The sequence below is a fragment of the Novosphingobium sp. THN1 genome (assembly GCF_003454795.1).
Lineage (GTDB): Bacteria > Pseudomonadota > Alphaproteobacteria > Sphingomonadales > Sphingomonadaceae > Novosphingobium.
On sequence record NZ_CP028347.1, the window covers coordinates 3,344,088 to 3,357,907 of the forward strand.

At 60.1% G+C, this 13,820-nt stretch carries 15 protein-coding genes and 1 pseudogene; 3 read left to right on the plus strand and 13 right to left on the minus strand.

From position 1 onward, the window contains the following. Nucleotides 1-49: 49 nt before the first annotated feature. The 13 genes from C7W88_RS16315 to C7W88_RS16375 form a co-directional block, all read right to left on the minus strand. On the minus strand, nt 50-1,216 hold the full coding sequence (locus C7W88_RS16315) for an aryl-sulfate sulfotransferase (protein ID WP_162896115.1): 1,167 nt from the start codon (nt 1,214-1,216) through the stop codon (nt 50-52). Between the two features lie 606 nt (nt 1,217-1,822). Continuing rightward, nucleotides 1,823-2,260, minus strand: a complete 438-nt coding sequence (locus tag C7W88_RS16320; RefSeq protein ID WP_158453966.1) for a VOC family protein — start codon at nt 2,258-2,260, stop codon at nt 1,823-1,825. Next, a complete protein-coding gene (locus C7W88_RS16325) occupies nt 2,257-2,499 on the minus strand; it encodes a lipoyl domain-containing protein (protein ID WP_118074345.1) in 243 nt (80 codons plus the stop codon). The genes C7W88_RS16320 and C7W88_RS16325 overlap by 4 nt, the downstream gene beginning before the upstream one ends. Beyond that, the gene (locus tag C7W88_RS16330; RefSeq protein ID WP_118074346.1) at nt 2,496-3,479 is read right to left on the minus strand and encodes an alpha-ketoacid dehydrogenase subunit beta; all 984 of its coding nucleotides are present in this window, start codon (nt 3,477-3,479) and stop codon (nt 2,496-2,498) included. The genes C7W88_RS16325 and C7W88_RS16330 overlap by 4 nt, the downstream gene beginning before the upstream one ends. Before the next feature lie 2 nt (nt 3,480-3,481). Further along, nucleotides 3,482-4,417, minus strand: a complete 936-nt coding sequence (locus C7W88_RS16335) for a thiamine pyrophosphate-dependent dehydrogenase E1 component subunit alpha (RefSeq protein WP_205525214.1) — start codon at nt 4,415-4,417, stop codon at nt 3,482-3,484. 53 nt (nt 4,418-4,470) lie between these two features. After that, the gene (locus C7W88_RS16340; protein ID WP_118074348.1) at nt 4,471-5,898 is read right to left on the minus strand and encodes an aldehyde dehydrogenase family protein; all 1,428 of its coding nucleotides are present in this window, start codon (nt 5,896-5,898) and stop codon (nt 4,471-4,473) included. Then, nucleotides 5,895-7,511: a sulfatase-like hydrolase/transferase gene (locus C7W88_RS16345; RefSeq protein WP_118074349.1), complete on the minus strand. Its 1,617-nt coding sequence runs from the start codon at nt 7,509-7,511 to the stop codon at nt 5,895-5,897. Before C7W88_RS16345 ends, C7W88_RS16340 begins: the two co-directional genes overlap by 4 nt. Before the next feature lie 2 nt (nt 7,512-7,513). Next, complete coding sequence (locus C7W88_RS16350; protein WP_118074832.1) at nt 7,514-8,959, minus strand: aldehyde dehydrogenase family protein; 1,446 nt, start codon at nt 8,957-8,959, stop codon at nt 7,514-7,516. 13 nt (nt 8,960-8,972) lie between these two features. Continuing rightward, on the minus strand, nt 8,973-9,683 hold the full coding sequence (locus tag C7W88_RS16355; protein WP_118074350.1) for an SDR family NAD(P)-dependent oxidoreductase: 711 nt from the start codon (nt 9,681-9,683) through the stop codon (nt 8,973-8,975). Next, nucleotides 9,683-10,453: an SDR family NAD(P)-dependent oxidoreductase gene (locus C7W88_RS16360; protein ID WP_118074351.1), complete on the minus strand. Its 771-nt coding sequence runs from the start codon at nt 10,451-10,453 to the stop codon at nt 9,683-9,685. The genes C7W88_RS16355 and C7W88_RS16360 overlap by 1 nt, the downstream gene beginning before the upstream one ends. Then, the gene (locus C7W88_RS16365; RefSeq protein ID WP_118074352.1) at nt 10,450-11,145 is read right to left on the minus strand and encodes a GntR family transcriptional regulator; all 696 of its coding nucleotides are present in this window, start codon (nt 11,143-11,145) and stop codon (nt 10,450-10,452) included. The genes C7W88_RS16360 and C7W88_RS16365 overlap by 4 nt, the downstream gene beginning before the upstream one ends. 402 nt (nt 11,146-11,547) lie before the next feature. Beyond that, the gene (locus C7W88_RS16370) at nt 11,548-11,787 is read right to left on the minus strand and encodes an AlpA family transcriptional regulator (RefSeq protein ID WP_370073149.1); all 240 of its coding nucleotides are present in this window, start codon (nt 11,785-11,787) and stop codon (nt 11,548-11,550) included. Nucleotides 11,788-11,832: 45 nt separating this feature from the next. Continuing rightward, nucleotides 11,833-12,294, minus strand: a complete 462-nt coding sequence (locus C7W88_RS16375) for a transcriptional regulator (protein ID WP_118074354.1) — start codon at nt 12,292-12,294, stop codon at nt 11,833-11,835. 409 nt (nt 12,295-12,703) lie between these two features. Here C7W88_RS16375 and C7W88_RS16380 point away from each other — a divergent pair, with 409 nt between their 5' ends. The 3 genes and pseudogenes from C7W88_RS16380 to C7W88_RS16390 all read left to right on the plus strand — a co-directional run. Further along, a complete protein-coding gene (locus C7W88_RS16380) occupies nt 12,704-12,973 on the plus strand; it encodes a hypothetical protein (RefSeq protein WP_240344947.1) in 270 nt (89 codons plus the stop codon). A 26-nt stretch (nt 12,974-12,999) separates the two neighbouring features. Next, on the plus strand, nt 13,000-13,287 hold the full coding sequence (gene traL / locus C7W88_RS16385; protein ID WP_020819170.1) for a type IV conjugative transfer system protein TraL: 288 nt from the start codon (nt 13,000-13,002) through the stop codon (nt 13,285-13,287). Nucleotides 13,288-13,298: 11 nt separating this feature from the next. After that, nucleotides 13,299-13,772 (plus strand): annotated as a pseudogene (locus C7W88_RS16390) (type IV conjugative transfer system protein TraE); the annotation flags it as partial. Nucleotides 13,773-13,820: the final 48 nt, after the last annotated feature.

Sequence of the window (13,820 nt, forward strand, 5' to 3'; positions counted from 1 at the left end):
ATAGCTCGTGACATTGCCGCCCGGTCGTCCGGCATGACCGACGCCACACTCAGTTCGCTGCCCCGGCCTTGTCCTCCCAGTAGATCGACGGCGCGTGAAAGCCTCCGTAGAGCTGCCACTGGAGAATCTCGTTGGGGTCGTCGAAACGCGTTTGGGAAAGCCGCGTCCCAGGCGAAGTGCGCGAGTATTCCTCGACCCGGCCGGCATACGGCACATCATCTACGAAGCGCTGCGTGAGATCATACTCGTTCTGATCGTTGAGCTTGTCAGTGATCGGCGGGCAGAAGCTGCGAATGACTAACATGTTGTTCGTGGTGGGCAGCCTGTGAGCATCGCCCATCGCCCAGTTTATGCAACTGTCTGGCTTCTGCTCCTTTTCCGAAGTCCAGAGTTCGGACACGGTCATCGCGCGGGGGTCGACCTTTATCTCGACTGCCCGGCTGTAGCTCTCGTGGAAGGGCACGATCCGTCGGCCGTCGAACGGCCGAGCCTGGAACATGCCGTTGTCAAAATAGACGATGGTTCCCCAAGGTGTGACGTGAGGGTGGTGTTGCGACCATGGAAAACGTGTGAGGCCAACGGGTTTGAGTATCCGTGATTGAAATCTCTCCGGCCAGCCCTGCGGGTCACTGAAAATCCATCGGATCTCCTTCGTCTTGCGGTCGATGGCGACCAGAGCATCCAGATGCTTGAAAGAGGCGATGACGAGATTGTTCTTTTCATCGAACGTGATCCCATTACCATGCGTCCAATCCGCATAGCCAGGGTAACCCCTTACGGCCCAATAGGGCTGGAGCGTGTGATAGTGCAGCATCTTGGGATCGAGATGGTCGAACGTATCCCACTCCCAGACTATTTTCCCATCCGCATCGAATTCGACGATCTTGTCGCCCATAACCATGGTCGGCTTGCGCGGGGCCTGCGGATCGGTGACACTCGTAGGATAGTCCGCGATCTCGCGGCCATTCGCCGACATCGAGATATAGGTGCCCCACGGCGTGAGCGACGGTTCATGGTGCAGTGTCTGCAGTCCGGTAATCTGCGTTCCGCCCTGCACCGGACCAAGCCGGCGCATCTCGGGATACCATTGACGCAGGATGTTGCCGAGCATGTCGATCTTGACGACACGCTGGTCCTCGGTGGTGAAGATGAGTGTCCCATCGGGTGACGGCTTGATCCCCGCAACGCGCCGCTGGCTGATATAGTACCAGCGCACCTCCCCCGGGCATCGAGTGCCAGGATCAGGCCCCAGCCCCGCGAGAATTGCTGCTGCGCCCTTGTCTGGAAGTCCTGCCGACCTGGCGCGCGCCGCCGCACACTGATGAACCGCAGGCCGGGTTCAAGCACTGCGCTGTCGGCGAGGGTCGTCGTCAGGGTCGGCCAGGAAAGCCCCGGTGCCGGGAGCTCCGGTGTGCGCAGGGACAATGATCCGGGCGCATCAACCGCGCCCGTCTTGTCGCTGATGCGAACGCGCAAGCGGATGTCCTTGCCCGCGCCGAGGTCGACCAGCGGTAGGCCTTTGGCGGGATCATGGCGCGGCCCGAACTGGACCTGCCACTGCCTAGATCCATCGTCGAGGCTGACCGTGGTGGTCACCGGACCGCTAGTTCTGAAGCTGAGCACCGCGGCCAGCGGCACGGCAGGATTGGGATTGGTCCTTACACTGGGCGCTTCGAGGAATGCCGGTTCCGCGAGCGCGGGCTGGCAGAAAAAGACGGCGAGAGGCAACAGGCGGCGGATCATGATCCTTCTCCAGGCTTGCGGGAGTCGCGGGAAATCTGCTTGTCGGCCGTAACCGGTCGAGTACGAGTATACGCAGACATCAATCCCCACCCGGCTTCTCGATCAGTTCGACGGTCAGACCATCAGGTCCGTAGACATAGGTCGCCCTTTGACCCTTGGCCGGCCCTCGTTGGACGCGATGGGGAGGAGCGCAGGAACCAAGCTGGGCCTGGACAGCATCGAGATCGTCGACATGCAATGCAAAATGGAAATAGCCTGTATCGCATGGTTGACGCAGGCCGATCGCGCGCTCAGGAGCTTCGTACTCGAGCAATTCGAAATGATAGGCGTCACGCGCAACATAGGCGATCTCGCGAACCTTGGCCCCATCCAGTCGAGTGATTCCAGCCACAGCACCCGGATCGAACGGCGTGAAGCGAGACTGCGTTACGAAGCCGAGAATCGTCAGAAAGTCGAGCGCCCGCTCCATGTCGGCGACTGTAACGCCGATGTGTTCGAGGCGCCCGGTATTGCTCACTGATCGACCTCGACCACGCATACCACATCCCCGACCTGCGCTTCCTCGCCTTCGGGAACGCAAATCTCGACCAACCTGCCATCGGCGCTAGCCTCGAACGCCTGGGTCACTTTTTCGGTCTCGAATTCGTATAGCGCCTCACCATTGGCGAAAGTTTCGCCAGGCAACTTATGCCAAGCAACAATCGTTGCTTCTTCCATGTTCATGCCGACGCGCGGAAGTTTGAGCTTAATCTTCATTGGTAGTCCCTGCAGTTCAACAGTTCGCGCACCACATCAGCAATGCGCTCCGCATTCGGATAGACGCTGCGCTCGAGCACAGGCGCATAGGGCATGCAGACATCCGGCACGGTGACGCGGCGCACCGGCCCCTTCAACATGGCAAACCCGCGATCTGCCGCGACGGCCGCGATCTGGCTCGCGGCACTGCAGCGATCACGCGCCTCGTCGACAACCACCAAGCGGCCTGTCCTCGACAGCGAGGCGAGGATGCCGTCCTCGTCGAGCGGGACCAACGTGCGGGGGTCCAGGATTTCGGCTTCGATCCCGTCCTGAGCAAGCTGCTTCGCCGCCTGTTCGGCAAGCTTCACCATCGCTGATATCGCAACGATCGTGACATCGCTGCCTGAACGCCGCACTGATGCTCTGCCGAACGGAACCAGATGGTCACCGTCGGGCACTTCGCCCATTTCCCCACCGCGCCCGCCCGGCTCGAGGAAGATCACGGGATCGTCGCTGCGCACGGCTGACTTGAACAGTCCCTTGGCGTCGCCGGCATTGGATGGAACAGCCACATGGACTCCGCCCAAATTCATGAACAGCGGATATGGGCAATCCGAATGCTGTGCTGCGGTTGATCGACCCCCACCGAACCCAGCCATGATCGTGATGGGAAGCTTCATCTGCCCGCCAGTCATAAGGCGAAGCTTCGCCATCTGATTGGCGATGGCGTCAAAGCCCGTGTACATGAAATTGGCGAACATCATGTGCAGCACGGGTCGCCAGCCGGCCGCTGCCATGCCCACTGCCATTCCCGTCAGCAGCGCCTCGCAGATCGGCGTGTCCCGAACGCGATCAGGACCAAAGCGCTCGCGAAGCCCCTTGGTATCGCCGAACATGGAAATCTCGACGTCCTCGCCAAACAGGACGATCCGCGGATCGCGCTCCATTTCTTCGAACATCGCATCGTTGATCGCCTGGATCATCCGCCGCTTCGCCATGATCAGGCCTCCGCTGCCGAAAACATCATTGAACGAACCCGCGCAGGATCAGGATCAGCCGCAGATCTGGCCCTCTTGGCCATTTCCGCGATCGACGCCTTCACACGCGCACGGATTGCGGAAATCTCCTCTTCTGCGATACCTCCTTGGGCCAGAAGAGCGGCGCCGCGCTCTATTGGATCCTTTGCTACCCAGCTAGCGACCTCCTCCTCGCTGCGGTAGGGCTGCGACAGAAAATTGACTTCCGCCTCGACATGGCCGCGCGTGCGATAGGTGTAGGTCACCAGCAAAGCGGGGCCTTCGCCTGAGCGAACGCTCTCCAACGCACGGCCTGATACGCGCCATACGTCCGCTACGTCGTTGCCATCGGCTTCGAACCCCGGAATATTGAAGGGGCTTGCCCGGTCAATGATCCGGCCGCTCGTCGCCACTTCGGATCGAGTGAATTCGGACCAGCCATTGTGCTCACACACCAGCAGAAGCGGCAGCTTCCACAGCGAGGCTAAATTCATTGCTTCCATGAAGGTGCCTTGGTTGGCCGCACCGTCGCCGAAGAAGCAGACGGCTACCTTGCCATTTCCTTCCAGCTTGGCCGCAAAGGCAGCGCCTGTGGCAATGCCAAGCCCGCCACCAACAATGCCATTCGCTCCCAGAATTCCACGCGCCACATCGGCGACGTGCATGGTTCCGCCGAACCCCCCGCAGATGCCATCAGATTTGGCATGGATTTCGGCGATCATCGCATAAGGATCGCCGCCTTTTGCCAGGAAATGCCCGTGCCCGCGATGGGTGCTCGTAATCCAGTCTTCGTCTCCCAGGTGCGCACAGATGCCTACGCCGGATGCTTCCTGCCCGATATAGAGATGCACCCCGGCAGGCAGTTCGCCCGCTCTAAACTGGGCCCCGAGATATTCCTCGGTCTCACGGATGACCAGCATCCGTTCGAACATGGCGACCAGCTTCTCGGGATCGGGATTATGATAGTCGTTCCTCACAAGCTCACCACCGTTGTTGTCACCTGGGAAAAGAAATCGAGAGACTCGCGTCCGCCCTGAGCACCGATCCCCGAACGACCAAGACCTTGCAGGGGGGTCAGAAAATCGCGGACCTGCCAGCAGTTCACCCAGTTGATCCCTGCCCGCAGCCGTGCAGACATACGGTGCCCTCGCGACAGGTCGCGGGTCCAGACCATGGATGCGAGGCCATATGGGGTGTCGTTCGCACGACTGACCGCCTCGTCCTCATGATCGAACGGGGAGACATGAATGACAGGGCCAAAGGTTTCCTCGCGCAACAAGGGCGAGTTATCGGAAAGGCCCGTTAGCACGGTGGCCGGATAGAAAGCGCCTTCACCAGGCGGAATGACTCCGCCAGCATGAAGCCGCGCCCCGCCTGCCATTGCTTGTTCGACAGCTGCATGGACCTTCGCGCGATGGGATTGCGAGATCAGCGGTCCCAGTTTCTGCCTTCCCGCCAGTTCGGCCAGTCTTGCAACGAACCCATCGAAAACAGGACGCTCGACAAAGAGCCGCTCGATAGACAGGCAGACCTGACCACTGTTGGCAAAGGCTGCGAGAGCGCTAGCTTCGACCGCCCGGTCGAGATCAGAATCGGCAAAAACCAACCCGGCATTCTTGCCGCCCAGTTCAAACAGCACGGGCCGAAGGCCCGCTGCAGCGGCAGTCATGATCTGGGTCGCGGCGCGCCCTTCGCCGGTGAAGGCGATGCCATCAACACCCGGATTTGATACAAGAGCGGCTCCCGTCGAATTGGCGCCGAAACCATGTACCAGGTTGAACACCCCCGGTGGCAGGCCGGCATCATGAAGGATTTCAGCCAGTAGTGCTGCAGAGCAAGGCGACTCCTCTGATGGCTTTGCGACAATGCAATTGCCTGCCGCCAGAGCCGGCACCAGGTTCAGTGCTAGAAGCAGGAGCGGGACGTTCCATGGAGCGATGACTGCCACCACCCCAAGCGCACGTCGGCTTGTATAGGCGATGGTCCTGGGAGCCGCTTCAGTCACCATGTTCGGAGATGCAGCCCGGCCATGCCAAGCCTGTTCCGACCAGGTGCGCAAAAGGCTGGCATAAAGCCGAAATACCTCGATCGTGCGCCCAACATGTGCGCCCATCACCTGCGCGCGGGGCCGGCCAGTGTCAGCGGTCTCGGCGTCGGCAAGGTCATCCGCTCTGGCTGCCACCGCACCCGCCAGGCTTTCGAACAGGTCGGCGCGCTCAATTCGATCAAGGGCCTCCCAATCAGGTTGGGCCGCCCGCGCCGCGAGCACGGCGCAGTTTACAAGTTCCGCATCGGCTTCGTGTACCTTCGCAATCAATTGGCCGTCCACCGGCGACCGCTTTTCGAAACACCGCCATCCGTCCACCGGAGCACCAGCTATAAAGGATCGGATCTGCCTCACGCTTGCGCCTCTTCCCGCAAAGCAACATCAAGTTCTTCTGAATTGCGGATGCCGAGCTTGATGCCCCGCGTCACTTGCGTATCGGTGCGTCGCTCAATGCTGGCTGCACTCTCGGTCACCCGGCGCGGACGCAAGGCCCAATCGCGCAGGGCAGCTTCCAGTTCGGCGCGCACCTCCGCGCAACCCGGATCGCCCGCGCGATCGGTGAGTTCGTGGGGATCGTTTACAAGGTCGAACAACAACGGCTCAAAGCCAGGGCAGGCAATTAACTTCCATTGCGCGCCTACCACGGCAACGATACCGGTCTGATCAATCGCCTGCCCCAGTTCGCGCCGAAAACGCATTGTCGCATAATCAAATTCGCAGAAGCTGTATTCGCGAGTTCCCTCTTGTCCGTCGAGCAGCGGTATTAGGGAATGACCTTCCAGCCGGGGATGCCCTGGGTCGCCTCCGCCCGCTTCGACGAACGTGGGCAGCAAGTCGATCGCCTCGACCAGGGCGTCGCAAGCCAGTCCGCGCGTAGCGTCAGCTGGTTCGCGCGGATCGACGACGATCATCGGCACACGGATCGAAGGTTCGTGCAGGAACTCCTTCTCACCCAGCCAGTGGTCGCCCAGATAATCACCATGGTCTGAAGTGAAAACAATCAGAGTGTTTTCCATCAACCCGCGCTCTTTGAGCGCGCCGAACAGCACTCCCAACTGGTCATCCAGTTGCTTAACCAGGCCCATGTAGGCCGCCACAACTGGTGTGCGCACAGCATCATCTGAGAAGCTCTGGCTGACCCGTCGTCGCTGGAAGCCAGCAAAGACAGAGTGCGAGGTTACGCGCTCCTCCGGAGTACGGATTGCCGGGAGAACATCGTTTTCAGAGTAGGTCGCATGATAAGGGGCAGGCGCAACATAGGGCCAGTGTGGTTTGATGTAACTGAGATGCAGGCACCAGGGGTCGCTTCCCAACGCATCAATGCACTCAATGGCGCGCCGCGTGAGATAGGGCGTTTCACTGTCTTCTTCTTGGACGCGGGCAGGATAGGGAGCCGTCTCCAGCAACCATCCGGAGACCGGTACTCCATCGATCTCGACTGAGTTGACCCACTCGTGCCAAGGGTTCTCGCCGTCATAGCCCCGCTCGCGCAAGTATCTGTTGTAATCAGCCCCGAACCGCTTCTCTGCCGGCCAATGGTCGAGGTAAATCCCTTCTTCGCGCGAGTAGGTTTCGAAGCCGGCCTCAGAGATCAGAAGCCCCGAGGGAGATGCCGGATCGATCCCCCGCTTTTCCATGCCATCGACGTCAGCGCGCATATGGGTTTTGCCGACAAGCACGGTGCGATACCCGAGTGGTCGCAAGAAATCACCGATTGTCCATTCGTCCTGTCGCAATGGCGTATCGTTAAGGGTTGATCCATGCGAGAGCACGTATCGTCCAGTGTAGACGCTCATGCGCGCTGGACCGCATACAGCCGATTGCGCATATGCCCGATTGAAGCGCACGCCGCGTGACGCAAGCCAATCAAGATTTGGTGTTTCCAATGTCGGGTGTCCGTAACAGGACAGATAGTCCGCGCGAAGCTGATCCGCCATGATGAACAAGATATTCGGCCGTTTGGTCATAATCAGTAGCCGACAGCGGGAACAAAGCCCGCTTCCGAGAATATGTGCTTCGTCTCCATAAACACATCGAGGCCCATAAGGCCGTGTAGCCGTCCAATTCCGCTCTGCTTGTAACCGCCGGTCTCGGCCTCAGCGAACAGGCGGTTGTGGCTATTGATCCACACAGTACCAGACTTGATTGAGCGCGCGATCCGCTGCGCCCGGCTCCCGTCGCGCGTCCACACGCTTGCGGCGAGTCCAAAGTCGGTTGCATTGGCACTTTTTGTTGCATCTGCTTCGTCGCCAAAACGTTCAATTGTGACGATCGGCCCGAAGAGTTCATCGCGAACGAGTGTGCTGGTGCGATCATCCACCGCGATCAGGCTGGGCGAGAGATAACTTCCGCCGGCTGGTGCATCATCAGGATGTCCGCCAGCCACCAGCACATCGCTTGCACTCGCTACAATCGCTGCAAGCCGGTCGCGATTGGCCATGTCGATCACCGGCCCCATCTCCGATCGGGGATCATCGGCGGCGTTGACATTCAATGCACGGAAATGTTGGGCAAGCCGGTCGGCAACCTGCTCATACGCCGCAGATTCGACCAACACCCGGGTGACAGCCGTGCACATTTGCCCCGCCGCTGCCGTGGCCCCACGGACGATCTCAGGCAGAGCGCGGCCCAGGTCGGCGTCGGCGAAAACGACAGCGGGTGCTTTCCCGCCCAGTTCGAGGTTGAGGCGCTTGAGCGTCGCGGCCGAGGCTTCAAAGATGCGTCCCGCAGTATGGCGTGAGCCCGTAAAACTGATCGCATCGACCTCTCGATGCACCACCAGGGCCTGCCCCACCTCATGCCCGTTTTCGTTGACCGAGTTGAGCACACCAGGCGGCAAATCGGGAACCGCTGCCATCGCCTCGATCATCAAGGCATTGGTTAGCGAGGTTTGCGGCGCTGGCTTCACCACGACAGTACAGCCCGCTGCCAGCGCTGGCCCAAGACTGCGTGCCAACAGAGTCACCGGTGCGTTCCATGGTACGATGATCGCGGCCACCCCGATCGGCTCGCGGCTGAAGATTGAAAGCTGACCCTCGCCAACCTCCTGGACCCGGCCGAAGATCGTTCGCGCTACCCCGGCATAATAGCGAAGTTCAGATACGGCCGCGCCAACCTCCCCCTCCATCTCTGCAGTACGTTTGCCGCATTCCGATACCGATACCGCGACAAGCTGGCCGCGGATGCGTTCGATCGCATCGGCCATAGCCAGCAGGACGGCCGCCCGCTTTCGGGGATTGTTGGACCATCCTCCGCGTTCAAAAGCTCTCCGCGCTGCAGACACCGCTGCATCGGCGCAGTCCGTATCGCCTGGCGAAAACACGCTGGCTACTTCCCCTGTGGAAGGGTTGATCGTTTCCATGGTTCCAGAACCGGCATGCCAACTGCCGTCGATGTAGTTTCGAGCAAGTTTCATCGTCACGCGAACCTCACAAGATGCGCCATCCGCCATCGGCACCAATTGCCTCGCCGGTCAGGTACGACGACGCATCGGACGCCAGCCAAAGCGCAACCTCGGCAATCTCCCTAGGGGTGGCGGAACGCCCCATGGGAATGAACGGCTTCGGAAAATTCGGCAGGGCATCGTCAGTGACGATCGTTTCAGCCATGTTTGTTTCGACCAGTCCCGGGCAGATCGCATTGATACGAATGCCCTGGCTCGCATACTGCACTGCTGTCGCCTTGGTGAGCCCGAGAACGCCGTGCTTTGCGGCCGAATAGGCAGGGTTCCGCGGAGCTGCAAGAAAGCCCATGACCGAAGATAGGTTTATGATCGTTCCGCATCCTTGGACAGCCATCGCGCGCAGTTCGTGCTTCATGCACAGAAACACGCCCTTGAGGTTCACGTTCATCGCGCGATCCCATTCTGCTGCTTCGACATCGGCCAACATTTTGCCGAGCGGACCGAGAATGCCGGCGTTATTGACGGCGATATCCAGTTGGCCATGTCGACCGAGAACCCCAGAAACCATCGCTTCGACCTGCCTCTCGTCGGCAACGTCGCACGCAATATCGGCCTCGCTCGACAGATCGGCAGTCACGACTCTGGCGCCCATCGCAGAAAACAGGTCGGAAATTGCTCGTCCGATACCCGCAGCCCCGCCTGTGACTAGCGCAACCTTGCCGTTCAAATTTGCCATCAGATGTTCACCGAGCCGCCATCAACGAGGAGTGTCTGCCCAGTCATGAAGTCGCTGTCCGACGAGCAGAGGAAGATGAGCCCGCCGAGCAGATCTTCGGGATAGCCATCCCGCTTGAGAGCGCGGCTCGCGACTACGCGATCACGGTTCGTATCAAGATGTTCCTGGTTGGCGCTGATTGAATCCGACATGATCAGACCGGGCGCGAGCGTGTTGATGTTAAGGTTGTGAGCACCAAGCTCGCGGGCAAGAGCACGAGTGAAGCCTAACATCGCGCCCTTCGACGTGACGTAATGAGACATGAAGGGCAGGCCCTTATAGGCACTGCCCGACGAGATGTTGACGATCTTTCCTGCGCCCTTCCCGATCATCATCGGCGCAACATGCTTCACCATCAGAAATGGACCGCGCACATTGACGGCCATCACCTTATCCCACAAATCGACATCGAGTTCGGTCACTTTGACGTCGCCAAGGGTGGCAAACACCGCCGCATTGTTGACAAGGATGCCAACATCTCCAGCCCATGCTGCAACGCTCGCAATCCCGGCCCTGACAGCAGATTCGTCGCTGACATCCACTCGGAAAAAACGAGCGGCGTCGCGTCCTTCGACAGAGTTGATGTCGGCCGCTAGGTTTTCTCCGTCGGCCAGGTCGAAAATGGCCACGCGCGCGCCTTCCTGCGCGAGCGCGCGGCTGTAATGCACACCGATCCCGCGCGCTCCGCCAGTCAGGATCGCGACTTTACCTTCAAGCTTTCGACTGGTCATGTCTGCTCCGGAAAATGGGTGGTAATGAGGGAGAGTTCATGCGCCACCATCTGTGCGCGGGCCCGCTCGGAATCCCGAGCCTCGAAGGCGCTTACAATCTCGTGATGATACCAGCAGGCCCGCTCCATGGATTGGGCGAGCGTCGCATCGAGCCGACCCAGGACATTGAAGGGCGAGTTCAGAGCGGTCTCCAGGATGCGCTCGCCCCGCGGGCTGTCCGCCGCCCGCCAGATGGTCGCATGAAACTCGCGATTCAACTCGTCGAAAATCGGCCTTGCCTCGTCACCAAGCTCGCGTACGGCGCGTTCCATCCGGTTAGAAAGTTCTCGCAGCGAGGCGATTTCGGAACTATTGAGCCGCGATGCAGCACGGGCCGCAGCACGACCCTCAATCAACGCCTTCAACTCCATGATTTCGATCCGGTCAGCCTCGTTGAACTGGGCCACCACGTGCTTTCGGTAGCGCTCCTTGACAACAAGGCCTTCCGCACTGAGCCGACCAATCGCCTCACGCAAAGGGGTTCGGCTCACACCAATGCGAACTGCTAATTCTGCCTCAGGCAAACTCTGGCCAGCGACGAGCGACCCCTGTAGAATCCATTCCCGCAAGGCTCGATAAGCGACATCCACCGACTTGGGCAGATCAGAGCTTCCCGGGTTCGAATCGCCTCCATTTGTCATTGCATTGCTCATGGCAGCACCTCGCGACCGAATTCGGTCAGAGCCGTCATGCGGCAAGATGTCAGCTTCGAGCACCAACGAATGATCCCTTCCGGCCAGCGCGAATCTAAACCTCGTGACTCTTGGTATACCATACCTAGCTCTCCTTCAAGTTTTTGTGCCATTTTTCGTAATTCAAGTATACCCGCGTTGAGTGCGCGAGATCGCGAGAGGCAGTTTTGACCTTCCTCGAACTGTAAGTCATCCTCTTCGTAAAACCGGCGAGTTCCCGTCCATTAGGAGCCAGAAAGCAACAGACCAGAGAGCGATCTCACATCGGCAGACATTTGCACTGGACGGGCAAGCGCCGGATTGATGGTGTATGATCATCGCGGTCTGACGCGAGAAGTGCCGACGACATAGATCACGACAAGATCAGGTTTGCATTCGCGATACGGCGCGGATCCACTCGTCAATTTCCGCCTCAACCCATACGGCACATTTGGGCCCCAGCGATCGCGACCTTGGGAAGCGCCCCTCGCTCATACGCTGATAGATGGCGGAGCGGCGCAGTCCGACGCGGGCGATCACTTCCGGCAGGCGCAAAAGCCTCGCCGGCGGCGCTGCTTCGGGCGGTTGATGCGTGTGCATTTCATCTGGTATTGCATGCGGCATTGTTGATCTCATTTGCTCGGGTTCGGTCCCCTCCGAACTCTCAGGCTACCGCGACAGCGCCAGCGCGATGTCGCGGCCCACAAAATCATCGATGTGCTTGGCAAGCATTCGCGCCACCAGCTGTGAGGTGCCGTTGGCCCACCGAGGCCGCAGATCCTCAATCCGCCGCCCCAGGGTCCGCTGAAGATGGACTGGGAGGCTGGTGAAGAACTCTTCGAGAAATTCGCCCATCTCGCCATGCATCCACTCGCAAGCGAGCTCTTCTTGCCCGGCAAGAGCAAGGATCATGGTCGCGAGGGGGTGCGCTCCACAGGCGGCGAGCACTAGTGCCGCTTCGTCGAGCCCGATAGGCCGCTCGCCACGCGCTACGCGAAGCAGGGTCTCGCGGTGCATCCCGCATTCACTGGCAATCCTGTGGCGGGGTTTGCCGCCGGCATCGATCGCATGGGCGAGCACGCGAGCCAGACTTTGATTAGCCGGTCTGGCAACGGTGGTTGGATGGTGCATGGCTGTCTCCTTGCATCTGCACTGATGCGATTCGCAGGCATATCGCGAAGCATCCCATGTAGGAAAATGAAAAGAACATACATGGAACATCTCGTTTAGAGGCGAATCAGTTCCTCTATCCGAGTCGTCGCCAAATCTCGGCTGCCGAGACGGCGTTCACCGACACAAAAAGACTGACTTTACGTCCTTATCGTCGATTTTATGCGTTGAGCGGGAAAAGATGCGTCCGCATCCTTCCACCTCCAGACGGTATTGCCGCTCAACACTTTCCTACGAACATTTCCTAGATGCATGTGGAACACACAGCGAACGCAAGAACGCTGTGACCACCCCTCCAACCGGAGCTTCACATGCAGTCTCTCACCCTCCCCGGCGCGCCAGCGTCAAGGGTCTCGGCAAGACCCTCAACATTGCCATCCCGGTCGCAATCGCGGCGCTTGCGGCGAGCGCCGCCTATGCCGGCGCTGACACGACCTTCACCCCTGCCCTCACGAAGTTCACGGACTTTCTGGAAGGCTCGGGCGGCAAGATCATCACGGTTCTCAGCCTCGCTGGCGGCCTAATCGGTCTGGCATCCGGGCGTTTTTCGCTCGGCCAGGTCGCCGTTCCGGTGGGTGTCGGCATCGGTGTCGGCACGGGTGTTCCGATCGTCACCTCGGTCGTGACCGCGGTCATCTGAGCGCGGCAAGGGAAGGCGGCGTCGCCATGGCAGACCCATACATCATTCCTCGGCGGCTCGATGACCCGGAGCTTATCGGCTTCTGGACCATCGACGAGTTCGCGGGAATGCTGGCCCCCTTCACCTGGGGGATCCTCACCCAGCATATCTTTATCGGCATCATAGTCGCCTTCGGCGCCTGGTTCGCATTGCGAAAGGCAAAAGCAGGACGCGCCAGCTCCTGGGTAGCCCACGCCGCATACTGGTATCTGCCTGCAGGATTTCTGGGCCTAAAGGCAACGCCGCCTTCCCACTGCCGACTACTCGCCGGTTGAGGGGCACTTCCATGTATTCCGACATATCCCACGAACGGCAGCAATCGCTGCTGCGCCAGCGGAACCTCTTTGCGCTCACCAGCGCCGGCCTTGGCCTTGCACTGGTCGTCGCCGGGAGCCTTGCCGCCACCCGCGACCGCGAAGTGGTGCTGGTTCCGACTGTTCCCAAAGCGCTCACCGTGAGCAGTGCCGGGGTCGAGGCCGATTATCTCGAGCTCGTCACCCGCGATGCGGCTCTTGTTCTTCTCAATCGCAGTCCGGAAGGCCTCGATTACTGGATGAACGAAATCCTGAAGCTGGCAGATCCCGCAAGCTATGGCCGCCTCAAGGCCGAGCTCGTCCGGATCGTCGAAGAGCAGCGGGGCTCGGATGTCACCCAGGCATTCGTGATCCGGTCGATGACGGTCGATCCCAAGGGTCTGACATCGGATGTGACCGGCACGCTCAAGACCTTCGTCGGCGCGCAGGTGATTGCCAGCGACGAGCGCCGTTTCCGCTTCAGCTGGACTTACCGCGGCCTGCGCCTGGCGCTC

Coding starts and splice junctions, on each gene's coding strand:
- C7W88_RS16325 (WP_118074345.1), bottom strand. CDS start 2,499: ATGAAGATTAAGCTCAAACTTCCGCGCGTCGGCATGAACATGGAAGAA.
- C7W88_RS16330 (WP_118074346.1), bottom strand. CDS start 3,479: ATGGCGAAGCGGCGGATGATCCAGGCGATCAACGATGCGATGTTCGAA.
- C7W88_RS16335 (WP_205525214.1), bottom strand. CDS start 4,417: ATGCTGGTCATCCGTGAGACCGAGGAATATCTCGGGGCCCAGTTTAGA.
- C7W88_RS16345 (WP_118074349.1), bottom strand. CDS start 7,511: ATGACCAAACGGCCGAATATCTTGTTCATCATGGCGGATCAGCTTCGC.
- C7W88_RS16350 (WP_118074832.1), bottom strand. CDS start 8,959: ATGAAACTTGCTCGAAACTACATCGACGGCAGTTGGCATGCCGGTTCT.
- C7W88_RS16355 (WP_118074350.1), bottom strand. CDS start 9,683: ATGGCAAATTTGAACGGCAAGGTTGCGCTAGTCACAGGCGGGGCTGCG.
- C7W88_RS16360 (WP_118074351.1), bottom strand. CDS start 10,453: ATGACCAGTCGAAAGCTTGAAGGTAAAGTCGCGATCCTGACTGGCGGA.
- C7W88_RS16365 (WP_118074352.1), bottom strand. CDS start 11,145: ATGAGCAATGCAATGACAAATGGAGGCGATTCGAACCCGGGAAGCTCT.
- C7W88_RS16370 (WP_370073149.1), bottom strand. CDS start 11,787: ATGCCGCATGCAATACCAGATGAAATGCACACGCATCAACCGCCCGAA.
- C7W88_RS16375 (WP_118074354.1), bottom strand. CDS start 12,294: ATGCACCATCCAACCACCGTTGCCAGACCGGCTAATCAAAGTCTGGCT.
- traL (WP_020819170.1), top strand. CDS start 13,000: ATGGCAGACCCATACATCATTCCTCGGCGGCTCGATGACCCGGAGCTT.